We start from the raw sequence: 24,382 nt of genomic DNA, 5'->3' as shown, positions 1-24,382 counted from the left end.
GAGGCGATATGAAACTACTGACACACATTAGCACCCTCACCGCCCTCGCACTCATCCCACTCGCACACGCCAAAGGCGAGTACGAGCAACAAGAAATCATGGGCGAGTTCCAGATCGGCGGTGGCTACTTCTTCGAAGAAGAAACCCCCTACGCCATCATCCGCACCGGAGCCATGGTCAACGACCGCACCTCCGTCGGCCTCCAGATCGGCTACGCACACCGCTCAGAGGATTACCGCAGCAGCTTGCTCAATCTTGATGCCAAGCTCGACACCTTCACCCTCGGTGGCTACCTCGCCCACTACGTGCCGATCGCAGAATCCACCAGCCTCTACGGATCCGTCGGCATCGGCGGTGCCTTCTCCCGCGGCGAGCTCTCCGGCTCCTACCTCGGATACAGCGGCTCAGGCAGCGACAACGACAACTCCTTCTACGCCGATGCCACCATCGGCATCGAACACAAGCTCAGCGACAACTGGCTCGGCAACATCGGCTGCCGCTTCTTCCACCTCAACCAACTCGAATTCTCCGGCCTCGACCTCGACCCCAACACCATCATGGTCGGCGCCGAGCTAGGACTCACCTACACATTCTAACACCGCTATCCGGCACAGGCTCACCACCGAGCCCCCCCATTCATAACACCCAGCGGGTGGAGGTGCCATGGCCACAGCCTAGCACCTCCACCCGCCATTGCCGCTCCTTCCAACACAAGCACATCCATCACCACAACACATGTCAAACGCCGCATAATCTAACAAGCGTATCAATCTATTATCATTATACTTTTGCCATCTGGCACCCTCTTTGCTTAAAGCTATGGATCATCCTAACCGAAATCATAGCAATGCAGCCGCCTCACACCCTCCAGGCCCGCCCCTCCCACCAAGCACATTCCCAGCTAAGTCCATCCACCACAACGAGCTAGCACCAATCTCGCAGACAGAATGGCCACACACCACTCTTACCCTTATCACTTCACACTTTCAACTTATCACTTCCCACCATGTCAGAAGACCAAAAGAAGCAACTCGAATCCCAGCTTTGGAACATCGCCAACACCCTGCGCGGCAAAATGGGAGCGGACGAATTCCGCGACTACATCCTAGGCTTCATCTTCTACAAGTACCTCTCGGAGAAAATGCACCTCTATGCAAATGAGTTGCTCACCGAAGAAGACATCAAAGAATTCAGCGCTATCGATGAAACCTCTGCCGATGGCAAAGAAATGCTCGACGCCATCGAAGAAGAATCCGTCGCCAATCTCGGCTACTTCCTCTACCCGTCCGAACTCTTCCACACGCTCGCTCAGAAAGGCGCGAAGCAATCCGACAACTTCATCCTCGAAGACCTAGGCAAAGTCCTCAAGCACATCGAGAACTCCACCCAAGGCTCCGATTCCGAGGAAGACTTCGAAGCCCTCTTCGAAGAGATCGACCTCGATTCCTCCAAGCTCGGCAAAACGGTCAATGCCAGAAACGAGCTGATTGCCAAGGTTTTCACCCATCTCGATGCCATCGACTTCAAGCTCGGCGATGCCGACTCCGATGTCCTAGGTGACGCTTACGAATACCTCATTGGTCAATTCGCCTCGGGAGCAGGAAAAAAAGCGGGAGAGTTCTACACCCCGCAGCAAGTCTCCACCATCCTCGCCAAGATCGTCACCGTCGGCAAAACCTCGCTCAAGGACGTCTACGATCCCACTTGTGGTTCTGGCTCCCTCCTCCTCCGTGTCGCCAAGGAAGTCGATGAGGTCTCTGGCTACTATGGGCAGGAAATGAATCCCACTACCTACAACCTCGCACGGATGAACATGATCCTCCATGACGTGCACTATTCCCGCTTCGACCTACGCAATGAGGACACGCTAGAAAACCCAGCGCCACAACACGCTGACCTTCGCTTCGAAGCCATCGTCGCCAATCCACCCTTCTCAGCCAAATGGTCAGCCAGCACCATCCACGAATCCGACGAACGCTTCTCTGACTACGGCAAGCTCGCTCCCAAGACAAAGGCTGACTTCGCCTTCGTCCAGCACATGATCCACCACCTCGATGACAATGGTACCATGGCATGTGTCCTTCCTCACGGTGTTCTCTTCCGTGGAGCTGCCGAAGGAGTCATTAGAAAATACCTCATCGCCGAGCGCAACTACCTCGATGCCGTCATCGGTCTCCCCACCAACATCTTCTTCGGCACGGGTATTCCTACCTGCATTCTTGTTTTGAAAAAGCAACGCAGCAGCGACGATGTCCTCTTCATCGATGCTTCACAACATTTTGAAAAGGTCGGCAACCAAAACCAACTACGCCCCGAGGACATCAGCAAAATTGTCGACACCTACACCAACCGTGAAACCATCGACAAGTTCAGCTACCTCGCCCCACTCTCAGAGATCGAGGAAAATGACTACAACCTCAACATCCCCCGCTACGTCGACACCTTCGAAGAAGAAGAACCCGTCGACCTCGATGCAGTCAGCGAAGAGCTCAAGGCATTAGAATCCGAAATGGCAGCGACCAACGCCACTATCGCCAGCTTCTGCCAAGAACTCAACATCAATGCTCCGTTCTAAGATGAGCAAGGAACAGAAATTAATGCCGAAGTTGCGGTTTAAGGGTTTCGGTCTAGCCTCTTCAAAGGAGCTTAATCAGCTTGTATCTTTCTCATCGGGTGGGACACCTCCAAAAGCTAATCCTGCATACTGGAAACCAGAAATCCCTTGGATAAGCGCCGCCTCAATGAGGGGTAATAGTTACGGTGACTCTCCAACTTGGATTTCTATGGATGGTCTCAAAAATGGCTCACGCGAAGCTATACAGGGGGATATACTAATCTTAGTAAGAGGTAGCATGTTATGGAATTGTATTCCTGTTGGTATTGCCCAAAGAAATGTTGCTTTTAATCAAGATGTCAAAGCTCTTAGGTCGAACAAGAACATTACTAACAAGTTCCTGTTCCAATGGTTCAAATCGCAAGAACACCGACTTCTAAATAAGGTTGTCGGTACAGGTATTGGCGCAGGCAAACTAGACACCGATGAGCTAAAATCATTACGAATACATCTCCCCACCCTCCCCGAACAAGAGAAGATCGCGGCATTCTTAAGCTCAGTGGACGCGCGCATCGAGCAACTCCAGCGCAAGAAATCCCTCCTCCAAGACTACAAAAAAGGCGTCATGCAACGCCTCTTCTCCCAACAACTCCGCTTCAAAGACAAAAACGGCAACAACTACCCAGACTGGCAAGAAAAGAAACTCGGGGACTACCTTCTCAACTTCAAGCTCGGAGGGAATTACGCCAATTCAGAAACTCCAACAAATCAGCCACTCATAAAAATGGGTAACCTTGGGCGCGGCTCCATCAAACTCAACAAACTAGAATACATCGAAGATGGAGAAGTCATCAACGATACGGACAGAATCAAAAAAGGTGACCTCTTCTTTAATACGAGAAATACCCTAGATCTCGTTGGTAAAGTTGCTATTTGGCGAGATGAGCTTCCAAAGGCGTATTACAATTCCAACCTCATGAGAATAGAATTCGAGAACAATTATTTCATGAATTACTGGCTAAACTCCTACACAGGACTGAAAAGCTTAAAGCGTCTAGCTACAGGAACAACGAGTGTTGCGGCGATTTATACCAAAGACCTCCTAAAAATTAAGTTAGTAGTCCCGTCACTCCCCGAACAAACAGAAATCGCCAATTTCCTCAGCACCCTCGACACCAAAATCGAGCAAGTCACCCAACAAATCACCCAAACCCAAACCTTCAAAAAAGGTCTGCTCCAGCAGATGTTTGTTTAGGCTTATCTCTATTACCCTTCCCTCATGAAAATCACTCTTAAAGACCTCACAATAGCCTATAGAAAAGCTAAGGTAGATATCTTCTATTCAACTATTTCGCGCCGAGAAGATCTCATGCGCTATGAAAGTGACCTCTTGAAGAACCTTAATGCTCTACTTGAAAAGATCGACAATGAGGAATTTGATTTTACTGAGGGGAGCTGGACTGCTTTCCCTGCTGCTATTGAGCTAAACTACGACTCTACTGATACCTTTAGCTCGGATTCATGGGATCGTTGGTCTAGCCTCTCTGAAGAATGCAGCCCCACATTGAAGCTAAGGGTTATGGAGTCGCTACCAATTGACTTCCACGTTTTATCCTCACTATGGATTCAAAAAGTGGGCAACGAATTCGACAAAGAGCTTTCGGAATCGGTATACGGTAACCGTTTGAGAAGAAAGAAACCTGTCGGTAACGAAACAATTGGTGAGCTAAACCACCTCTCACTCGGGAACTTTAATCACTACCTCACCCCCTACCAGAATTGGAGGAGCGACGGGGTTTCCTGTATGAAGGAGAGCCTAGAGAGTAAAAAGCGGATTACTGCGATCACAGCGGATGTTAGTTCTTATTACCACAGCTTGGACGTCTCGTTCATGCTTGATCAAGAGTTTCTGAAGCAATTTAAATTCCCTCCACGCGGTGAGACTCTGAAATTGCACACCTATTTCATCAATCAATTAGCTAAATGGAGCCAAGAGACTCCATTCCAAAAAGGGCTTCCAGTCGGACTATCAGCATCTAACGTTATTGCTAATTTAGCTCTAAAAGAGCTGGATGAGGTTATACTCCAGGAGCTGAACCCTCTCCATTATGGTAGATACGTGGATGACATCATTCTCATTCTACCTAGCGAAAAGGCGGAGTCCAAGGTAAACCTCTGGAAGCGGCTTCATCGAGGCTCCAAGGGACTCTTGAGACGGGAGAAAAGTAGTCAAGGCTCGGAACTAATAAGAGTAGTAACATCCTACTTGAAGAGCTCCTCTATCTACTTTGAGAATGAGAAGAACAAAATATTTAACCTCCATGGATTGAGTGGAACAGCTCTGCTTCAGAAAATTGAAGAAAATTTTGCAAAAAATAGTAGTGAGTGGAGAGGAATGCCAGAAGTTCCAGAGGATTCAGATCAGATTCCAACTGATCTCACTGACGTTCTTTCTGGAAATGGTGACAACGTCACTACTCTCAGAGATGCGGACAAAGCCACCACGAGGAAAAGCAAGTTTGCCATTCAATTGCGTGATTATGAAGCCTACGGGAGAGCCATGCCTCCGTCTGCTTGGTCGGAGCAACGTAGCGCATTCATTAAGGCATTCACCGAACTTATCGTCACCCCTTGCAACCTCATCGACTTTGTCTCATACCTCCCACGGGTTCTTACACTTGGCATAGTAAATGAAGACTATGCTGAAATAAAACAGATGCTCCTTCGCCTTGCAGACACTCTTAACGAAATTAGCCGATTGAGTAGTATCGAACTTAAACAGCCTCCTAATTCTACATGTCCCGTCCCTAAAGGTATAGAGGGAAAATGGCATCAAGTGCTGAAAAATCAAATTTTTGAAACCTTCTTAGCAGCCTCTTCTAAAAATAGGCTTGGAACATTAAGAGATATCTTTTGTGAAGACGAAACATGGGAGCATCCAGTATTAGCTGAGCTTTTCTGGGAAGGTGAAACCCTATCTCATAGATTTATATTCGCTCAATTCAGAACGAATCTCCCATACAATTTATTTGCATACGACCTAGGTAACATTCCATATCGAAATTCCTACTTACCCGAAGAACTACGTGGATACGACACTTATCCGAGAGCGCATGAACAGCACAGCTATACACCTATTGAAAATATGCTAGATCGCTCTGAGATCTCGATTGGCGTCCATTGCCTCTTGAGATTTTTGAACATAAATCCAAAAAAAGACGCTTCAAATGAAGAAGGTGAAGACACGAAAAAGGAAGTCACTCTTCTCCCCTGCGGATTTCTCTTCCCCACAAGACCATTCCACCTACACGAACTACATTTACTACATCCCGATCCCTTCAACAAACAACACAAGGAAAAATATTCAGCAATTTTACTTTCTCAACGTGGTTATTCAATTCACCCCGAAGACCTCCCGACAAGAGACCCAGAGAAAGAAGGTCGCTATATTAAATTCCCCAATAAAAAGGGGACTAAAAGCGGCAAGCTGATGGTCGGTATTACCAGTTGGCTTACCGAAGATAAGAGCTGGGAAGCTTCTGTTTTTGATTCTAAAGACCCTGACAAAAGCAGATTTCATAGACTCTGCCACCTCGCTAAACTCATTCTCAATAATCCTACAAAGCCTGACTATGTAATTTTCCCAGAGCTATCACTCAAACCCTCATGGTTTATTCCCTTGGCTATGAAGTTTAACCGAGCTGGTATTTCACTCATTGCAGGAGTTGAATACATCCATCCAAATGGCTCTCACAGTGAAATACAGCAAAACGTAGATTCTGAACAACCTGCTGACGACAACTACGAGCCACCAAAACCGCAAAACCCTAGTGTCGTTAATAATCAAGTGTGGGTTTCGCTACCTACTCACAACGATGAATTTGCAGCTTTTTCCATCTACAGACAGGATAAAAAAAGTGCCGCTATCCATGAAGAGCGTCAACTTTATGAACTTGCTAACAAACAGGTGCTGCCCAAACGATCTTGGAAGACCCCGCCTATCCTTGTTCATGGAGAATTTAGGTTCTCTCTACTTATCTGTTCAGAATTCAGTAATATAGAATATCGAGCCAGTCTACGTGGAGAAATCGATACGCTTTTCATCCCTCAATGGAATCAAGACACAGAAAGCTTTAACTCTTTAGTTGAGTCGTCAGCTTCTGACATCCACACCTATATTGTCCAGTGTAACAACCGAAAATACGGAGACAGCCGAATTCGAAAACCAGCTAAGGAACGTTACGATCAAGATGTGATTAGACTAAAGGGTGGGGTTGACGATTACTTAGTCGTAGGAGAAGTCGACATCACCGCGCTCAGAAAATTCCAAACGCACCACCGTTCACCCAAAGAACCGTTCAAACCCGTTCCTGACGGTTTTGAAATTAATCCCTCAAGGAAATATCCCAAGGCTTAAAGTAATCTAATACTTACGATGCCCACACAATCCGAACAAACCCTCGAAAATGAACTCGTCGATCAACTCGTCGCCCAAGGCCATGAGCGCGTCAAAGTCGAAGACGAAGCGAGTTTGTTAGCTAACCTCAAGACTCAGCTCGAAGCCTTCAATGGCGTCACACTGACAGACTCCGAGTTCGGCAAGGTGATGAACCATCTCACCCGCTCCAATGCAGTCTTTGAGAAAGCCAAGATCCTGCGTGATTGGATGGCGCTTGAGCGAGAGGATGGAGAAACAGTCTATCTCGATTTCCTCGATGAGAACCAGCTAGAGCGCAACCTCTTCGAAGTCACTCCGTATAAGAATTAACCATTCATTCTTCACAACTAACTATTAAAAAAAGTGAGTCAGCAATTACCCAGCACCCCATTCTTCACCGAGGTTCGTCAGATTCTCAATCAGGCGCGCACGCAGGTTGCCCAGACGGTGAACACCGCGATGGTTGAAGCGTATTGGCAGATAGGCAAACGTATTGTTGAGGAGGAGCAAGGAGGTTCAGCTCAGGCTGAATATGGCTCAGGTTTACTCAAGGAACTATCGAAACAACTCAACAAGGAATTTGGCAAAGGCTTCTCCTACGCCAACCTTCGAAACTTCCGCCAGTTTTACCTAATCTATCCCGATGGTTCAAACTGCTACGCACTGCGTAGCAATTTAAGCTGGACGCACCACCGCAGCATCATGCGTGTCGACGATGCAGCCGCCAGAGCCTACTATATCGAACAATGTAGCAGGGAAAACTGGAGCACGCGGACTCTAGAAAGACAGATCCAGCCCCACACCTACCAGCGCCTTCTTTCTACTAAGAAATCAACAGAGGACTCAGAGAATAATACCCTCAGCACTCAAAGCTCAGCGCTTAACATTCTAAAAGATCCTTACGTGCTAGAATTTCTTAAGCTTCCAGAAGAGCCCAGTTTACAGGAAAGAGAACTGGAGACAGCCCTGATCAATGACCTGCAGAAGTTTCTCCTCGAACTCGGTGGCGGATTTTCATTCGTAGCCCGACAGATGCGAATCAGCACGGAGACAAGCCACTTCTACCTCGATCTCGTTTTCTATAACTACCTTCTGAAGTGCTTTGTCGTCGTCGATCTAAAAACTACCAAACTCACCCACCAAGACATCGGTCAAATGGACATGTATGTCCGTATGTTTGATGACCTAAAACGTGGAGAAGATGACAATCCAACTATCGGCATCATTCTCTGTGCCGACAAAGATGAAACCATGGTGCAATACTCCGTGCTCAAAGAAAGCGAGCAACTCTTTGCCTCCAAATACCGCACCATCCTCCCTTCCGAGGAAGAGCTCATCGCCGAGCTCGAACGAGAACGCCGTCTCCTCGAATAATTTATCATTCAAAACTCAACATTCAGCATTCCACCGCCATGCCACCCCAATCAGAGCAGAAACTAGAAAATGCACTCGTAGCCCACCTCCTAACACAAGGGTACGAAAAGGTGGCGGTGATCGACGAAGCTAGTCTGTTAGCTAACCTCAAGACGCAGCTCGAAGACTTCAATGGCGTAACTCTCACCGACACCGAGTTCGGCAAGGTCATGAACCACCTTACGCGCTCCAATGCCGTATTCGAAAAAGCAAAAATCCTGCGTGATCGTATGGCGCTTGAGCGTGAGGACGGAGAAACGGTCTATCTCGACTTTCTCAATGAGAACCAACTAGAGCGTAACCTCTTCCAAGTCACCCAGCAAGTGACCATGGAAGGCAGTTACAAGAACCGCTACGATGTCACCCTCTTGGTCAATGGTCTGCCACTGGTGCAGATCGAACTCAAACGCCGAGGGCTGGAGCTGAAAGAGGCATTCAACCAAACCAATCGTTACCAAAAGCACAGCTACTGGGCTGGCTCTGGCTTGTTTAACTTCATTCAGATCTTCGTGATCTCTAACGGAGTAAACACCAAGTACTACGCCAACAACCGTCAGCAATCGTTCAAACAAACATTCTTCTGGGCACAGGAAGACAACAAAACGATCCGCGAGTTAGAGGCATTCACCGAGACATTCCTCGATCGCAGCCATCTCGCCAAGATGCTCAGCCAGTACATTGTGCTGAATGAGACCGACAAGATTCTGATGGTGCTGCGTCCCTATCAGTTCTACGCCACTGAAGCGATCATTGATCGAGTGCAGAACCCACCAGAAACGGACAAGAATGGCTATATATGGCACACCACGGGTTCGGGTAAGACTCTCACATCATTTAAGGCGTCGCAGATCCTCACAGGGCATACAGACGTGCATAAGGTAGTTTTCTGCGTCGACCGCAAAGATCTCGACTATCAGACGATCAAAGAATTCAACAGCTTCTCCAAGGGTAGCGTCGATAGCACCGACAACACCAGCAAGCTCGTTGAGCAATTTACCGATGACACCAAGCTCATCGTCACCACGCTCCAGAAACTCAACACCGCCATCAGCAAGCCTCAGCACCTTGCCAAGATGGAGCCATTCCGCGGCAAGAAGATCATCTTCATTTTCGACGAGTGCCATCGCTCCCAGTTCGGCGACACCCACCATCGCATTGTCGAGTTCTTCAACAATCACCAGATGTTTGGCTTCACTGGAACCCCGATCTTTGCCGAGAATGCTTCCGTCAGCAAAAAGTCCAGAGCCCACCATCAAAACACAGCCCAGTTATCAAGGGTGGCGGAAGACGAAGTCCCATACAAAGTCGTGCCCAAGACTACAGCAGGTGGCGTGAAGCGCACCACCAAAGACCTGTTCCACAAAAAGCTCCACTCCTACGTCATCACCGATGCGATCAAGGACGAGAATGTCCTCAAGTTCTCCGTCGAATATGTAGGACGCTACAAACAAAAGGCTGAGTCACCTAACAACGTCGACATCGAGGTCGAAGGGATCGACACCAAGGAGCTGATGGACTCCCCCGCTCGCCTCGAAAAGATCACCGACTACATTCTCGACCGCCACAAAGCCAAGACCAAGCACCCGCAGTTCACCGCGATGTTCTGTGTCAGCTCAGTCGACGTTCTGATCCAATACTACCAGCTCTTCGCTCAAAAGAAGGCGGAAGGAAAACACAATCTCAAAGTCGCCACCATCTTCAGCTACGCAGCCAACGAAGACGACAAGGACGCCGACGGCATTCTCGATGAGGGCGGTGAAATCATTGGTGGTGATACTGGCAACAAACACACCAGAGAACACCTCGATAGCTTTATCACCGACTACAACGGGATGTTCGGCACGAACTACTCGACCAGAGACACCAAGTCCTTCTACGGCTATTACCAAGACATCGCCAAGAAAGTGAAGTCGCGCAAGGTCGATATCTTGTTAGTAGTGAACATGTTCCTCACTGGCTTCGACTCCAAGACGCTCAATACGCTCTACGTCGACAAGAACCTACGCTACCACGGACTCATTCAAGCATACTCCCGCACCAACCGCATTCTCAATGAGGTGAAGTCACAGGGCAACATCGTGGTATTCCGCAACCTCAAGAAACGCACCGACGAAGCGCTCAAGCTCTTCTCTAACGTCGACGCCAAGGAAGAAATCTTCATCCCTCCTTACGACCAGTTCGTCGACCTCTTTAACGAAGCAGCAAACGACCTCAGAGAAATCTGTGCAAAGCCAGACGACGTCAAAGACCTTGCAGACGAAGAAGCCGAACTCCTTTTCGTCAAAGCCTTCCGTGAGCTGATGCGCTTGATGAACATTCTCGAAACCTACGCCGAGTTCGACCAAGACGAACTAGGCATCGACGCTCAAGACTACGCTGACTTCAAGAGCGCCTACCTCGACCTCTACGACAAAGTCAAATCGGACACCGAGAAAGAAAAAGTCTCGATCCTCGACGACGTCGACTTCGAGCTAGAACTCATCCACAAGGACGTTATCAACGTCCAGTACATCCTCCAACTCCTCGCCCAACTATACGACGCTGAGGAAGCCGAACAGAAAGCCATCAAGAAACGCATTCTCGAAGCCCTCGCTGGAGATCCAGAGTTACGCACCAAAAAGGAACTCATCGAACAGTTCATCGAGTCGAACCTCCCAGACATCAAAGACGCAGCCCAAATCCCAGAATCTTTTGAAGAGTATTGGGAACAACAAAGGCGCAAAGCATTCGACGAGCTGGTCAAAGAAGAAGAACTCAATGAGGACAAACTCGCCAAAGTGATCGAACGCTACGTCTACACGGGCAAAGAACCCCTCTCAAACCCCGACATCGTCGATATCATCGAGCGCAAACTCAAACTCTCCGAGCGCAAACCCACCCGAGAACGCGTCCTCACCAAAGTCATCGACTACGTCAAAACCTTCATCCAAGGCGTCGCCGCTTAAAAGAAGCTTACCAAAAAGTTAAAAAAAGAAGCTGGCCGACAAGTGCATGGATCAGCACAGCGACATCCATCCACTTGATAAACACAAACTCCACCCCACAACCACACACACACATAACAACATCCATGCTCTAACTTATTAGATGTTAACCTGTAGATATGATAGGCAATTGGCATTTTCGCCTCAATAGGCGCCCTTAAATTCATCTTTCATTCACATACCCCATGCCCGAATCAACTATCATCACCTTCCCCCTAGGAATCGCACTGATTGCACTCCCCTCTGTGTTCATGCTCCGGCGCTTGAAGCTTGTCGTGACCGAAGAAAAACAACACAGCCGCTCACCATTTGCGGACAAGCTACTACGTCCTCCTGGTGAGTCCTTGCGGCTTAAAATCATTGAGTTCCAAGATCAGATCAACGACATTCTATCAAAGCTAGCATTCTTTCTGATCGCCCCAGGCCTGTTCTTGATAATAATCTCTAAAGCGCCTCTAACACAGATCGTAGCCGCTATGATAGTGGCGTGCAGTCTTGGCTGGGGTCTTGCTTTGGGAGAATGGAAGAAGCTAATGAAAGCGCGCAAAGACTTGATGAACTACAGTCTAGGTTTCGACGGCGAGCGCTGCGTGGGGGCCGAGCTCACGCCCCTGCTGAGGAAAGGTTACTATGTTTACCATGACTTCCTGTTCGACATGCGTCCCGGTGGCGAGACTAGCAACTTCAACATCGACCACATCGCGATCGGTCCAGAAGGGATCTTTATTATTGAAACCAAGGCGAAGAGAAAGTCGCTCAAGTCACCAGTAAATGAATTGGAGGCGCATGAGATTGCCGTGGAAGGCACATCACGCGAGACCACCTCTCTGCGTTTCCCGGATGGATCGATTGATGAAAAGCCAATCAAACAAGCATTGAGGCAGTCGGAGCAATTCTATCGCTGGCTTAACATACCAGGTATCACCGAAAAAGAAATCCGCCCAATCGTGGTCTACCCAGGGTGGTGGATTCGCTCGAAACACTGGCACAAACTCGGCGTCCAGAGCGCCACTAAAATAGCAGAGCGCCTCCCCTCCCTTGGTAAAGGCAGACGTCTCAACACCAGTGAAATAAAAGCCATCGCTACAAGAATCGAAGACAAATGCCGCGACATCGAAGGTGCGAGATAACCTATATTTACAAGACGATCATCATTATGGCACTATCACAAATCCAAGTCATCCAATCCTTAGGCGAAGCCATGAACTGGCTCGAACGCGAGCTTTCCTGGGGAGTAGCGCTCGCTGAGCAACGCCACCTGGTGGGGCGTATTGGCGAGCTCTATGCCGCACTCATGACCGGTGGGCAGATGGCACCCGAGACCAATCAAGCAGGCTACGATGTTGTATCATCTGGTGGTGCTCGAATTTCGGTGAAGACGACAACCCAAAGCGGATCTGGTGGGCACATGAGCTTCAATGCCAACACTCTCGATCAGGTGGATCGCATCATGATCTTCCACCTAAACACAGAGGAAATGCAGATCGACACCTTGCTCGATTGTTCAATTGAAGAAGCCGATCGCTATCTCTCGGCACCCAATGCACACGGGAAGCGAAATGCCAGCTTAGCGAAACTGCGCCAGCCGACCAAGACCACCCGCCCGATTGAAAGCCAGCAAGTAGTGGCCGAGGCAAAATACCATGACACCACCATCCGCGAGTTAGAATCTGGCACCATCCTCGTATTCAACAACAACGAGCAAATACCAATCGCGAAGCCCACTCTTCGAAAAATTTGCCACGAACTCGGGATTCCCATCCTCAACTCCAACGACAATCCCTACAACACACGCCAGCTAGGCTCGCGCCTCATCCAGCACCTCAAGAGCCTAGTGCAGGAGTAGCTCCGCCCGCTCATCCACCATGCAAAATTTCACGGATATACTCTACAACCTCAAGGTCGACTGTATCGGCAGCGGGCCTGAGCGCCATGAGCGCCCACACAAGCCCCTCATGCTCTTGGCGGCACTTGAGATGATTGATCTTGGTGTCGCAGACTGCGCTGCCATTCCATGGAACCAAGAACTGCTCAGCCTCTTCACGGAACGCTTTGAAGTGGTGAAACAGCGCAACGACAGCGACACGCCAGAGAACCCGTTTTTTTACCTGCGCTCGGAGGGATTCTGGAACCCTGTGCTTCAGGCTTCCGCAGCGCCGCTGAGTGATCGGCCACGCAGAAAAGATCTCGGCAACGTGACTGCCCTGCTATCCAAAGCGATCCAGCAACACATCAACACCGCGAACAAACGCGCAGAAGTACGAGAGCTCCTGATATCTCGCTACTTCCCAGAGCACCGCCAAGCGCTACTTGCATTGGCCAGCCTGCCAACTCCCCTACCATCGGCTGCGCAAGCGCACAAACCAGCACGCGGCGCGGCATTCAAACGTAAAATTGCTGAGCTCTATGATGATTGCTGTGCCGCCTGTGGCATGCGGATCAAAATCCCCAAGCTCAATGTGAGTTTCATCGACGCCGCCCACCTCATCCCCTTTGCCGATGAATTCAACGACCACCCAAGTAATGGAATCGCCCTCTGCAAACACCACCACTGGATCATGGATCGCGGGCTTATCAGCCCAGGGCCCGACCTGACATGGCACGTGAGCCACGCCTTCGATGCGCGCCGCTCGCCCGCCGAGTCCGAGCTACTGGCTCTGCAGGGCAAGGACCTCCTCCTCCCCAAGGACGAAGCATTCTACCCCAGCCAACGCGCACTAGAGTACCGATTCGAGAAACTCGTCGCGTATCACGTGTAGAGCCCCTGGCTCCCGCAACGTTGTTCCCGCATGTTTGTTCCCGCATGTTTGTTCCCGCATGTTTGTTCCCGCATGTTTGTTCCCGCATGTTTGTTCCCGCATGTTTGTTCCCGCATGTTTGTTCCCGCATGTTTGTTCCCGCGACTTCGCATAACTGATTGCGTATAGTGCCTCTGGCCCACTCGACTGTGGATTGAAGATCGATACAGGCCAGCAACGCGAGACTTTATCGATCAGCGCAGGCCCAGCCAAGCCAGCGAGCAAAGCAAGCTGACACAACAGCGCGCAACGCAACGCGTGCAGCACGAGCGAGCCACGCAGTGCAACAGCGAGCAAGCAAGCAAACACAACCACTCCACCTCCCCACCACCACACAACCACGTTCTAACTTGTTAGTTGTTAATATATTTTCAGACCTAATTTCTGAACCACTCACCGCTTTTGCACGTGATTTCATGATTTCTATCACTTGGACAGAGCTCTGCGGTCGTCTGGGGACAGACAGCCCCACCTTGGGAACGATGAACCTTGACCAAGGGCTGGGGTGTCAGAGAGACTTCGGCCATGGTTCCTTCTCAAATCAAAAACATTTTCTGGGACGTCGATGGTGTCCTTGCCAACCTCAATCACGCGTATTTCAACTTCCTAACGAAGCACCCGAACTACCGCGAGCGTTATGAGGGGCTGAAGTGGGAACAATTGCCAGAGGTTCTACCGATCATTCCCGAATACGGTTCGCTCGAACTCAAGACCCACCCTGAGCTCGGTAGCGAGATGGACCGCGACTTTTGCGCCGACCAGGCATTCTTCCGCGATCGTCCGCTCTACCCGGGCGTGATTGAAACTCTCAAGCGCCTCGACGCGGCGGGCTTCAAGCAATTCACGATGTCGGCGACTTTCGATGTGGAAGCCAAGACGGCGTACCTCAATGATGTCTTGGCACCGGTCACCGACTTCCTCACCATCGAGTGCGTGCAACACGGAGCCTTCATGCACGATACCGCCAAGGCTGATAGCCTGCGTGAGTGCTACAAGAAGTACGACCTCAATCCAGAGGAGACGATTCTGGTAGACGACCGGATCTACAACCAACACGCGGCGATCGACTCAGGCGCTCACCCGGTGCGCCTGCGCTGTGAGTTCACCACCGAGCTGCCGGAGGAGCTCAGCTGGATCCCCGAGTTCAAGGACCTTGGCGCTGTGGCCGACTGGCTGACGAGCCCCCGTGGCTAAGAGCATCGGCTCAGGCGATCGGGGCGGAAGAATGCTTAATTTCATGGGGCACGCCCTGTGCTTGTCCCACCCGATGCGCTAGAACATTTCTGACCCACCCAGTAGACACATTACTATGAACAACATCTCATGCCCGCATTGTGGCAAAGCCTTCAAAATTGATGAGACCGGCTATGCCGACATCCTCAAGCAAGTTCGCGACTCGGAATTCGATGCTCAGTTACACGAACGACTCGAGCTAGCGGCCAAGGAAAAGCACGACGCGGTGGAGCTAGCGAAGGCGAAGCTCAGCAGCGAACTCATGAGCGAAACCCAGCAGAAGGAAGCGACGATCAAGGAACTGCAGGCGCAGCTGCAGGCCCAGTCAGAGGCTGGAAAAACCAAGCAAGAGCTCGCGGTCAACGCAGCCGTGACGGCGGTAGAAAAGGAGCGCGACGCCCTACTCAACCAGCTGAAACAAGCGCAGCAAGCATCGCAACACAGCACCGAGCAAGCGGCGATGGATAAGGCCAATGCCGTCGCGCTCACCGAGCAACAGGTCAGCGCCACTCTGCAGTCAGAGCTGCAGAAGCACCAGGCCTTGATTCAAGACTTGAAGGGCCAATTGCAGGCCAAAGAGATCAGCCAGAAGCTCGCCATCACCGAGGCCGTGGGTGCCGTAGAGAAACAACGCGACACACTCAAGCACAGCCTCGATCAAGCTGAGCTGGAAAAGCAGGTGGCGGAAAAAGCGATCACCGAGCAATACGAAATCCGCCTCAAGGACCGCGACGAAGAGATCGAACGCCTCAAGGACTTCAAGGCCAAGCTCTCCACCAAGATGGTGGGCGAAACCCTCGAACAACATTGCGAAACAGAATTCAACCGCCTACGAGCCACCGCCTTCCCACGTGCCTATTTTGAGAAGGACAACGATGCGCGCACCGGCAGCAAGGGCGACTTCATCTTCAAAGATGTCGACGCGGTCGGCACCGAGGTGGTGTCTATCATGTTCGAAATGAAGAACGAGAACGACACCACCGCGACCAAAAAGAAGAATGAAGACTTCTTTAAAGAGCTGGATAAGGACCGCAGAGAAAAAGGCTGTGAGTACGCAATCTTGGTCTCATTGCTAGAGCCTGAGAACGAACTCTACAACTCGGGGATCGTCGATGTGTCGTACCGCTATGAGAAGATGTACGTGATCCGCCCGCAGTTCTTCATCCCCATGATCACCTTGCTGCGCGACGCTGCCATGAATGCCCTGAGCTACAAGAACGAGCTCGCTCTGGTGAAGGCGCAGAACATCGACGTCACCAACTTTGAGGCCGACCTCGAAGACTTTAAAACCAAGTTTGGAAGAAACTACGACCTCGCCTCGCGCCAGTTCCACACCGCCATCAGCGAGATCGATAAATCAATCAACCACCTGCAAAAGACGCGCGACGCCTTGCTCAAGTCCGAGAACAACCTGCGCCTCGCCAACGACAAAGCACAGGATGTGACGGTGAAGAAACTCACCCGCAAGAATCCAACGATGAAGGAGAAGTTCGACCAAGCAAGTTCGGCAAATTCGACGGGTGACGCCAGCCTCGACGGCTAAGCGCGCCTGAGCCAGCACATGGCGGGCGCAGCCCGGGTGGTCAAGGTCAGCTCGAAGGCCTCATGATCGCAGATGGTTCTGGGTGAACACGCCTCAGCAAAAGCGGCAAAGTCCCCTACCAACACCAACAGAAAAAGCACTAGCGTGGATGCGCATGCATGCTCGGCGGTGGGTGACGGGCGGTTTGGAAAACCGTCCCTACCTTAAAATTGGAGGCGGAGACGAGATTGTTCTCGCTCTGCTCGGGACCTGCAGGATGCACTTTGCTCCTCCGCAAGGTGTGATAGGCAACGTGATCCACGTCCAGCAGTCGAACCCTTCGGTTCGAACCTCGTCTCACCAAATAAAAAAGGTAGCCGCGTGGCTACCTTTTTTAAGAAATTGGAGGCGGAGACGAGATTGTTCTCGCTCTGCTCGGGACCTACAGGATGCACTTTGCTCCTCCGCAAAGTGAGACAGGCAACGTGATGCACGTCCAGCAGTCGAACCCTTCGGTTCGAACCTCGTCTCACCAAATAAAAAAGGTAGCCGAATGGCTACCTTTTTTAAGAAATTGGAGGCGGAGACGAGATTCGAACTCGTGAATATCGGTTTTGCAAACCGGTCCCTTAGACCACTTGGGCACTCCGCCATATGGAGTGTGCGCAACTCAGCATGAAGCATCATAGCGCGGGGATTTGGTAACGGCATGTGTGCTGGCTGTCAACAATACAATGTTAAAGAATTTCTGCGGAATCGCCCAAGGTATCGCTAATTGCTTGAGTGATAGCAGTGAAGATGTGGTGGATTTCTTCGGCGTTGATGCTGAGCGGTGGCAAGATGATGATGGTATCGAGAACCGGGCGCGTGAGTAGCCCGTACTGGCGGGCAGCTAAGCAAACAGCATCGCCCACCCTGCGGTTCGCTGGGAATGCCTGGCCATCGCGCGCGCGCAGCTCGACTCCGGCAACCATCCCACACTGGCGGGTGCTGTGCACCCACGGTGATGCTTGCTGCAGCTGTTGCAACGCTTCACTGAGCTGTTGGATCTTGGCAGGCAGGCGCTCGAGCGTTTGTTCCTCTGCGAACACCTGAAGGCTGGCGAGGGCGGCAGCGCAGCCCAGCGGGTTGGCAGTGTAGCTATGCCCGTAGTAGAATGCGCGGCTGCGATCGCCACGAAAGGCGTCGTAGATTTCTTCGCGCACCAAGGTGGCTGCCAGCGGCAGATAGCCCCCAGTGAGTCCCTTGGCGAGGCAGAGAAAGTCCGGCACAACCTCTTCGTGCTGGCAGGCGAACATCTTGCCCGTGCGGCCAAAGCCAGTCATCACTTCATCGAGAATGAGGTGGATTCCCTGCTCCGAGGTGAACGCGCGTAGCTCAGCGAGCATCCCCTCCGGCCAGACATGCACTTGATTCACCCCCTGCACCAGCGGTTCAATGATCACCCCAGCCACCCGCCCAAGGCACTCGAGCGCACGGAGTTCCTCCAGCGATCGCACAAATTCCACCGGGAAGCCAAACTTGCGAAAACGGGCAAAAAAGGCATCGACACCGCCGAGCGAGGCCGCCCCCATGGTGTCGCCATGGTAGCCATCGATGAAGGCGACAAAGGTATCGCGCTGTGCTTCACCACACTGCATGCGGTACTGGATCGCCATCTTCAGCGCACACTCGACAGCGGTAGAACCATTGTCGGAATAAAAGACACGCTGCAATGAGCTGTCAGGGAATTGGGCTGCCAGCTCACAGGCGAGCTCGGAGGCCAGCGGATGCGCATAGCCTAAGTACGAGCTGTGACTTACCTTGCTGAGTTGTTGTTGGATCGCCTGGTTGATGGTCGGGTGCGCGTGGCCGTGGATGTTGGTCCAGATCGAGGCATTGCCATCGATGTACCGATGACCAGCATCGTCTTCAAGCCAGACACCATCGCCCTTGACCAACATGAGTGGGTCGTGCTGTGGGTCGCACCAAAGGTCCTGCGGGGTGAAGGGATGCCAGCAATGCGCCTTGTCCAAGGCTACCCAATGGTCGTGGTCGTGGCTGTCATCCTGCGCGCGCATGCCCGCATCTAATCCCCACATCGCGGTGTCGGCAACCCCGAAATGATGCCGACACACACCGAGCCGACACGCTCGCCCCCGTGGCACACATTCAGACTACCCATCGCCAGCAATGCGTGTTAGAATGGTGACTGCTTTGACTCCAAAGCACGTGAGAATCTGATTCCACCCAGCCCGCCATGAAGCTCCCACGCATCACCAAAAAAGGATTCAGCATCGCAGCCGTGGCTGGCGTGCTCTGCTGGGCGGCGAATTGGTACCTTCTACCCTTCGCTTTCGAGATTCCCGAACTTAAAGAACTGGGCTCAGATTCCCAACAAGATGGCTACCTCGAGCTCGTCGACTACCCCGGTGTGAGCAACCAACGGATCAATCAACTCATGATCGAAGCGACGCTCGCGGCCGAGGACAAACGCTTCTACCGCCACCACGGGATCGACCCGCTCGCGATTGGCCGCGCCATGCTCGATTCCTGGGGCGCCGGGCGCATGGTCAGCGGTGCCTCCACCATCAGCCAGCAAAGCATCAAACTCAGCAGAAACTACCCACCGCGCAACCTCAAAAGCAAGGTCATCGAAGCCTACGCAGCTCGGCACCTAGAAATGCGCTACAACAAGGACACCATCCTCGCGTATTACTTCAGCAAGCTCGAGTACGCCAACAACACGCGCGGCCCACGCAGCGCCGCTCGGCATTACTTTCGCCGCGAGATCGACGAGCTAGACATCCACGAGGTGGCCTTGCTAGCTGGCCTGCCCCAGGCACCAACGCGCCACAACCCAAGGCGCAACCCAGCAGGCGCGATGAAGCGCCGCGATTGGGTACTCGAACGCATGCACGTCGCCTTCCAATACCCGCTCACAGAGACGAGCTCCCCCCCCCCGCTCAAGCTCACCAAACGATAATCGCGCGGCGCAATGCTCCAAGCTTGCAATTTAGCTTATCCACTTGCACATTCAATCTAATGCAACATAGCACTGAGAGTATTATCCAACGCTGCCGCGACGCTGGGCTACGCCGTACCAAAGCCCTAGAATTGCTGCTTGAGACAATGCTGGAAAGCCACTCTCCCATGACCCTCGCCGATCTAGCGGAACACCCGAACCTCGCAGAGCAATGCGACCGCGCCACCGTCTTTCGCCTGCTGCAACGCCTCATGGATAAAGCAATCGTGCGCCGCCTCGGCCTGCACGAGCGCGCCGCGTACTTCACCCTCTTGCTCGAAGGCCGCCACCAAGACTTTTTGATTTGCTCCGACTGTGGCAAAATCGAGGCGATCGACGCCCCCTGCCCGGTACACAAGCTAGAGAAGGAACTCGCCACCAAGACCGGCTTCACCAAGCTCTACCACGAACTCGAGTTTTTTGGCATTTGCCCGAAATGTAGTTAGTCCTTCGCGCCTTCGTTCATGCTCAGCGACGACCAACTCAGCGATAGTTTCCTGCAATTCATGCGGGTGGAAAAGTCTTGCTCTGAGCGCACCCTGCGCAACTACTCACAGGCGCTCAATGCCTGCAAAAGCTACCTCGATGACAGCGGCTTCGCTGGTTGGAAGGCCTGCACCAACGAGCACTTCCGCAGCTACCTCTACCACTGCATGCAGCAGGAAATCGCGCGCTCCACAATCCGCCTGCGCTTCTCTGCGCTGCGCTCGTTCTACAAGTACTTGGTCCACCGCCACGGACTCGAGAAGTCCCCCATCGCCGAGCTACAACTCCCAAAGCAAGAGCGCAAGCTACCCACGATCCTCAACCAAAGCCAGATCGTCGAGCTCCTCGAAGCACCGATGCAGGCCGAGCTACCGAAACAAGCCCCCGACTGGATGCCCCTACGAGACGCCGCCATTCTCGAGCTCTTTTACTCGACGGGCCTGCGCATCTCCGAGCTCGCTGCGCTGCGCGTGGAGGCCGTACTCTACGACGAAGGGATCTCCCGAGTGATGGGAAAAGGCGGCAAGGAACGCGTGGTCCCCATCGGTTCCTACGCCATGCAAGCGCTACAGCGCTACCGCCAGGCCGCTCGGGTCCACGAGGGCCCGCTCTTCATCAACAAGAGCCGCCGCGCCCTCTCGACGCGCTCGATTAGCTCGATGCTCCACAAGTACCTCAAGCAAACCAGCATCCCGATCCATGTCACCCCACACAAGCTGCGCCATTCCTTCGCCACCCACTTGCTCGACAATGGTGCGGACCTCCGTGCGGTGCAAGAACTGCTGGGTCACGCCTCGCTCTCGACCACCCAAATCTACACCCACGTGAGCACGACGCGGATGAAAGAGACCTACCAACACGCACACCCACTCGCGCACAACAAAGCCAAGAAACCCCAAGACTCATGAGCACCAGCCGCAGCATACTCCTCGCCCTCATCGCCGCCCTCATTGGCTTCGCCATTTGGTGGTTTCTCCCACAAAACGTGATTCTACGCCGCAGCGCGGCGCTCATCGATTGTGCTCGCATGGAGGATGGCACCGGGCGCATCGAGCGCTCCTTCAAAGCCGAGGACCTGATCGACCTCACCTGTAAGAACCTCCTGGTAAGCTACCCACCCATCCAATCAAACTTCCACATCCCACGCTCCCAAGTCGAGCCGGTCATGGTCCCACAGCAGCAAGCCAAAGCAGCCCTCACCTTCATCATGGAAACTGCTGACTGGATCGAGATCAGCGAACCAGAGCTCGAGATCAAGGAACGCGATGAACACCAGGCCAGCGTCGATGTCGCCTTCACCATGCACTACCAAACCCGCAATAAAAAACCCCACAGCATCGACTTCTCTGGCACATTCACATTCAAAAAAATTGAAAAAGAATGGCTGGTCAGCGGGGTGCATTTTGAATAGTACCGAGCCGCAGCACTACCATGTCTCAAGCATCGACACAATCTAGCCAAGCCCTAAAGCATTACTTCCAGCAGGATGAGATCCCCAGCGATCTCGGGCGCCTGCTCATCATCCAAGGGGTGCCTGGCGCATGGCTCGAACATCTCCAATACCAAAGCCTCGAGGTGATCACCCACCTCGCCAATGACAAGCAAGACTGGGCCGAAGCCGGACAGCAAGCACTGCAAGCCTGCGATCAAGAATTTGATACCATCATCCACTTCGCCAGCAAATTTGCCACCGAGAATCTCACCAAGCTCGGCAAGTACTGCCAACAACGCGCCCCACAAGGGCGCTGGATCTCAGTGGTGCCAAACCGCATGGGCGCCTCACGCCTCAAACGCGACATCTCCAAGCTCTTCGAAGCGGTCGACACATGCAGCAAGGCCAAGTGCCGGATCTTCGATAGCTCCAGCCCGCATGACCGCAGCCTCGCACGCAAATGGCATAGCCTGAGCAAGCCAAAGCCGATGAAAGGCACCGAACTCGTCACCACCCCGGGCATCTTCTCCGCAGAGAAGGTGGACACCGGGTCCAAGATCCTCGCAGAGTTTTTACAGAAAGAATCATTCTATGGTTCGGGTGCCGACCTCGGGGCCGGCTACGGCTTCCTCAGCAAGACCGTGTTGGAAATTCCGCGCCAGCGCATCCGCGAGTTGGTACTCTTCGAGCTCGACCAACGTGCACTCGACTGCGCCCAACAAAACCTAGCAGGCCATGATAACGCACTCTACAAGTGGTGCGACGTCACTGCCGGCGCGATGCACGAACGCGCCTTCGATTGGGTGATCATGAACCCACCCTTCCACGATGCACAGGACCAAAGTTTCGCCCTTGGCAAGAGCTTCATCCGTGAAGCGGCTCGCATCCTCAAACCCGGCGGCGTGCTCTACATTGTGGCGAACCTCCACCTTCCTTATGAAGACCTCATGGCCAACGAGTTTCGCAGCCAGCGCCTCCTAGCCGAGCGCGATGGCTTCAAATGCTTCATGGCTAGAAAGTAAATGCAGCGCCACCCAAGCACATGAAACTCAGCCCACAATCGATCGAACGCTTCGGCGGCATTGCCCGGCTCTACGGGGTGCCTGCCTTGGAGCGCTTCACCGAGTCACACGTGGCGGTGGTGGGTATCGGTGGCGTCGGTTCATGGGCCGCAGAGGCACTCGCGCGCTCAGGCATTGGCAAGATCACCCTGCTCGACCTCGATGACATTTGCGTGACCAACATCAACCGCCAGTTGCACGCCCTCGATGGTGCCATTGGCAAGCAAAAGACCGATGCCATGGAAGAACGAATCCGCGCGATCAACCCGGACTGCGAAGTGGTCAACCACATCGCATTCTACAGCGAGCGCAATGCCGAGGAATTCTTTGCTCCAGGATACGATTACGTGATAGACGCCATCGACCGCGTCAAAGAAAAGACTCACCTGCTGGCTCAATGCCGCCAGCGCCAGATCCCCGTGGTCAGCTGCGGGGGTGCCGGCGGATTGCGCAACCCAAGCTTGATCCAACACGCGGACCTCAGCCGCGTGACCAACGATCCCTTGCTGGCCAACGTGCGCAGCAAGCTACGCAGCCAGTACGGCTTCCCCAAAGGGGATAGTAAAAAGCCCAAAAAGTTTGGCATCGAGGCGGTGTTCTCCACCGAGCAAGCAGTGTTCCCACAATGCGACGGCAGCGTCTCAACCGAGCGCCCTCAGGAAGCTGACGGCCGCGACATGCGCCTCAACTGTGCCAGTGGCTACGGATCGATCACCCACATGACAGCCACCGTGGGCTTCTTTGCGGTGGAGCGTGCCCTGCACAAGCTCAGCCAATAATCACCCAGCCCTGCCAATAGCCCATGAATCCATTCCTCACCTTCGACATCCCCGCAAGCGCCAGCCCAGATCTCGCCACAGTCGAAGCGCGCTTCAACGAGCTGGCTGCCAAGCACCACCCCGACCAAGGGGGCAACAAAGCCGACTTCGAGGAACTCAACCAAGCCTATCAGATTCTATCATCACCAGCAAAATGCCTCAAAGCCTACCTAGCGGTGGCCGGCATCCCACACGACCCACGCGGCACCGTAGGCAATGAACTGATGGATCTCTTCATGGAAGTCGCTAGCCTAGTGCAGAGCAGCGAAGCCTTCATCCGCAAAAAACATGCTGCGCAAAGCGCCCTAGCCAAGGCCCTGCTAGAGCCGGAGTCGATGGCCACGCAAACCAAGATCAGCAGCTTGATCCAGTCGATCGAATCCGCTGAGTCGACCCAACTCGAGCAACTGAGCTCGGCCACCCAGGATGCACAACTATCGCAGATCGCGCGCAACCTCGCCTTCCTGGAAAAGTGGCGAGCACAGCTGCAACAGCTCTACGGTTCGCTCTTTTAAGAGCAGATGGTATGGGCTAGCGATGCGAGCAACTGCGACTGCAAATAAGCGCCGCACCACCGTATCCGAACGGCCAGCAAGAAAGCCCCACCCAGCATCGTGCAGGGCTGAGTTGATTTTTCGA

General features: G+C 52.7%; 20 protein-coding genes and 1 tRNA gene. 19 read left to right on the top strand and 2 right to left on the bottom strand.

The window, feature by feature from the left end; genetic code table 11:
• The first annotated feature begins 8 nt into the window (after positions 1-8).
• The 12 genes from F454_RS0102555 (at position 9) to F454_RS0102500 (ending at position 16,963) form a co-directional block, all read left to right on the top strand.
• The gene (locus tag F454_RS0102555) at positions 9-596 is read left to right on the top strand and encodes an outer membrane protein (RefSeq protein WP_018969052.1); all 588 of its coding nucleotides are present in this window, start codon (positions 9-11) and stop codon (positions 594-596) included.
• A gap of 410 nt (positions 597-1,006) precedes the next feature.
• A complete protein-coding gene (locus F454_RS0102550; protein ID WP_018969051.1) occupies positions 1,007-2,575 on the top strand; it encodes a type I restriction-modification system subunit M in 1,569 nt (522 codons plus the stop codon).
• Positions 2,562-3,809 (top strand): restriction endonuclease subunit S, encoded by a 1,248-nt coding sequence (locus F454_RS13910; protein WP_083912858.1) that lies wholly within the window; start codon positions 2,562-2,564, stop codon positions 3,807-3,809. Before F454_RS0102550 ends, F454_RS13910 begins: the two co-directional genes overlap by 14 nt.
• A 24-nt stretch (positions 3,810-3,833) precedes the next feature.
• Positions 3,834-6,971, top strand: coding sequence for an RNA-directed DNA polymerase (locus tag F454_RS15480; RefSeq protein WP_018969049.1), 3,138 nt, complete (start codon positions 3,834-3,836; stop codon positions 6,969-6,971).
• Positions 6,972-6,989: 18 nt separating this feature from the next.
• Positions 6,990-7,322 carry a type I restriction endonuclease gene (locus F454_RS0102535; RefSeq protein ID WP_018969048.1) on the top strand — a complete coding sequence of 111 codons (333 nt, stop codon included), beginning with the start codon at positions 6,990-6,992 and terminating at the stop codon, positions 7,320-7,322.
• A 33-nt stretch (positions 7,323-7,355) separates the two neighbouring features.
• Positions 7,356-8,366 (top strand): PDDEXK nuclease domain-containing protein, encoded by a 1,011-nt coding sequence (locus F454_RS0102530; protein ID WP_018969047.1) that lies wholly within the window; start codon positions 7,356-7,358, stop codon positions 8,364-8,366.
• A 38-nt stretch (positions 8,367-8,404) separates the two neighbouring features.
• On the top strand, positions 8,405-11,350 hold the full coding sequence (locus F454_RS0102525) for a type I restriction endonuclease subunit R (RefSeq protein ID WP_018969046.1): 2,946 nt from the start codon (positions 8,405-8,407) through the stop codon (positions 11,348-11,350).
• A 224-nt stretch (positions 11,351-11,574) separates the two neighbouring features.
• A complete protein-coding gene (locus tag F454_RS0102520) occupies positions 11,575-12,519 on the top strand; it encodes a nuclease-related domain-containing protein (protein ID WP_018969045.1) in 945 nt (314 codons plus the stop codon).
• Positions 12,520-12,545: 26 nt separating this feature from the next.
• Positions 12,546-13,235, top strand: coding sequence for a DUF6998 domain-containing protein (locus F454_RS0102515; RefSeq protein ID WP_018969044.1), 690 nt, complete (start codon positions 12,546-12,548; stop codon positions 13,233-13,235).
• A gap of 19 nt (positions 13,236-13,254) precedes the next feature.
• Positions 13,255-14,148 carry an HNH endonuclease gene (locus F454_RS0102510; RefSeq protein ID WP_018969043.1) on the top strand — a complete coding sequence of 298 codons (894 nt, stop codon included), beginning with the start codon at positions 13,255-13,257 and terminating at the stop codon, positions 14,146-14,148.
• A gap of 564 nt (positions 14,149-14,712) precedes the next feature.
• Positions 14,713-15,381 (top strand): HAD family hydrolase, encoded by a 669-nt coding sequence (locus F454_RS0102505; RefSeq protein WP_018969042.1) that lies wholly within the window; start codon positions 14,713-14,715, stop codon positions 15,379-15,381.
• 115 nt (positions 15,382-15,496) lie between these two features.
• Positions 15,497-16,963 (top strand): DUF2130 domain-containing protein, encoded by a 1,467-nt coding sequence (locus tag F454_RS0102500; protein ID WP_018969041.1) that lies wholly within the window; start codon positions 15,497-15,499, stop codon positions 16,961-16,963.
• Positions 16,964-17,517: 554 nt separating this feature from the next.
• Here F454_RS0102500 and F454_RS0102495 read toward each other — a convergent pair.
• A tRNA-Cys gene (locus F454_RS0102495) sits at positions 17,518-17,594 on the bottom strand.
• 85 nt (positions 17,595-17,679) lie between these two features.
• Positions 17,680-19,023, bottom strand: coding sequence for an adenosylmethionine--8-amino-7-oxononanoate transaminase (gene bioA / locus F454_RS0102490; RefSeq protein ID WP_018969040.1), 1,344 nt, complete (start codon positions 19,021-19,023; stop codon positions 17,680-17,682).
• 158 nt (positions 19,024-19,181) lie between these two features.
• On the opposite strand from bioA, the gene F454_RS15475 reads away from it, so the two are divergent.
• Genes F454_RS15475 through F454_RS0102455 form a run of 7 tightly spaced genes read left to right on the top strand, consistent with a single transcriptional unit; the run spans position 19,182 to position 24,258 of the window.
• Complete coding sequence (locus F454_RS15475; protein WP_018969039.1) at positions 19,182-19,907, top strand: biosynthetic peptidoglycan transglycosylase; 726 nt, start codon at positions 19,182-19,184, stop codon at positions 19,905-19,907.
• A 59-nt stretch (positions 19,908-19,966) separates the two neighbouring features.
• Positions 19,967-20,392 carry a Fur family transcriptional regulator gene (locus F454_RS0102480; protein ID WP_018969038.1) on the top strand — a complete coding sequence of 142 codons (426 nt, stop codon included), beginning with the start codon at positions 19,967-19,969 and terminating at the stop codon, positions 20,390-20,392.
• Between the two features lie 18 nt (positions 20,393-20,410).
• Positions 20,411-21,340: a site-specific tyrosine recombinase/integron integrase gene (gene xerA / locus F454_RS0102475; RefSeq protein WP_018969037.1), complete on the top strand. Its 930-nt coding sequence runs from the start codon at positions 20,411-20,413 to the stop codon at positions 21,338-21,340.
• Positions 21,337-21,843 (top strand): hypothetical protein, encoded by a 507-nt coding sequence (locus F454_RS0102470; RefSeq protein WP_018969036.1) that lies wholly within the window; start codon positions 21,337-21,339, stop codon positions 21,841-21,843. Before xerA ends, F454_RS0102470 begins: the two co-directional genes overlap by 4 nt.
• 20 nt (positions 21,844-21,863) lie before the next feature.
• Positions 21,864-22,886: a class I SAM-dependent methyltransferase gene (locus F454_RS13895; protein WP_018969035.1), complete on the top strand. Its 1,023-nt coding sequence runs from the start codon at positions 21,864-21,866 to the stop codon at positions 22,884-22,886.
• 20 nt (positions 22,887-22,906) lie between these two features.
• Positions 22,907-23,704 carry a tRNA cyclic N6-threonylcarbamoyladenosine(37) synthase TcdA gene (gene tcdA / locus F454_RS0102460; RefSeq protein ID WP_018969034.1) on the top strand — a complete coding sequence of 266 codons (798 nt, stop codon included), beginning with the start codon at positions 22,907-22,909 and terminating at the stop codon, positions 23,702-23,704.
• Positions 23,705-23,727: 23 nt separating this feature from the next.
• Positions 23,728-24,258 (top strand): DnaJ domain-containing protein, encoded by a 531-nt coding sequence (locus F454_RS0102455; protein WP_018969033.1) that lies wholly within the window; start codon positions 23,728-23,730, stop codon positions 24,256-24,258.
• Positions 24,259-24,382: the final 124 nt, after the last annotated feature.

It is taken from the genome of Rubritalea marina DSM 17716, from assembly GCF_000378105.1.
GTDB classification, from domain to species: domain Bacteria; phylum Verrucomicrobiota; class Verrucomicrobiia; order Verrucomicrobiales; family Akkermansiaceae; genus Rubritalea; species Rubritalea marina.
The sequence above is the reverse complement of the archived record's forward strand: the minus strand, read 5'-3'. Positions and strand labels throughout refer to the sequence as shown.

Bases quoted from the DNA above. Each gene is read 5' to 3' on its own strand.
- F454_RS0102525 (WP_018969046.1), top strand. From the start codon at position 8,405: ATGCCACCCCAATCAGAGCAGAAACTAGAAAATGCACTCGTAGCCCAC.
- F454_RS0102550 (WP_018969051.1), top strand. From the start codon at position 1,007: ATGTCAGAAGACCAAAAGAAGCAACTCGAATCCCAGCTTTGGAACATC.
- F454_RS0102470 (WP_018969036.1), top strand. From the start codon at position 21,337: ATGAGCACCAGCCGCAGCATACTCCTCGCCCTCATCGCCGCCCTCATT.
- bioA (WP_018969040.1), bottom strand. From the start codon at position 19,023: ATGTGGGGATTAGATGCGGGCATGCGCGCGCAGGATGACAGCCACGAC.
- F454_RS0102455 (WP_018969033.1), top strand. From the start codon at position 23,728: ATGAATCCATTCCTCACCTTCGACATCCCCGCAAGCGCCAGCCCAGAT.
- xerA (WP_018969037.1), top strand. From the start codon at position 20,411: ATGCTCAGCGACGACCAACTCAGCGATAGTTTCCTGCAATTCATGCGG.
- F454_RS15475 (WP_018969039.1), top strand. From the start codon at position 19,182: ATGAAGCTCCCACGCATCACCAAAAAAGGATTCAGCATCGCAGCCGTG.
- F454_RS13910 (WP_083912858.1), top strand. From the start codon at position 2,562: ATGCTCCGTTCTAAGATGAGCAAGGAACAGAAATTAATGCCGAAGTTG.
- F454_RS15480 (WP_018969049.1), top strand. From the start codon at position 3,834: ATGAAAATCACTCTTAAAGACCTCACAATAGCCTATAGAAAAGCTAAG.
- F454_RS13895 (WP_018969035.1), top strand. From the start codon at position 21,864: ATGTCTCAAGCATCGACACAATCTAGCCAAGCCCTAAAGCATTACTTC.
- F454_RS0102500 (WP_018969041.1), top strand. From the start codon at position 15,497: ATGAACAACATCTCATGCCCGCATTGTGGCAAAGCCTTCAAAATTGAT.
- F454_RS0102505 (WP_018969042.1), top strand. From the start codon at position 14,713: ATGGTTCCTTCTCAAATCAAAAACATTTTCTGGGACGTCGATGGTGTC.
- F454_RS0102535 (WP_018969048.1), top strand. From the start codon at position 6,990: ATGCCCACACAATCCGAACAAACCCTCGAAAATGAACTCGTCGATCAA.
- F454_RS0102515 (WP_018969044.1), top strand. From the start codon at position 12,546: ATGGCACTATCACAAATCCAAGTCATCCAATCCTTAGGCGAAGCCATG.
- F454_RS0102510 (WP_018969043.1), top strand. From the start codon at position 13,255: ATGCAAAATTTCACGGATATACTCTACAACCTCAAGGTCGACTGTATC.
- F454_RS0102480 (WP_018969038.1), top strand. From the start codon at position 19,967: ATGCAACATAGCACTGAGAGTATTATCCAACGCTGCCGCGACGCTGGG.
- tcdA (WP_018969034.1), top strand. From the start codon at position 22,907: ATGAAACTCAGCCCACAATCGATCGAACGCTTCGGCGGCATTGCCCGG.
- F454_RS0102555 (WP_018969052.1), top strand. From the start codon at position 9: ATGAAACTACTGACACACATTAGCACCCTCACCGCCCTCGCACTCATC.
- F454_RS0102520 (WP_018969045.1), top strand. From the start codon at position 11,575: ATGCCCGAATCAACTATCATCACCTTCCCCCTAGGAATCGCACTGATT.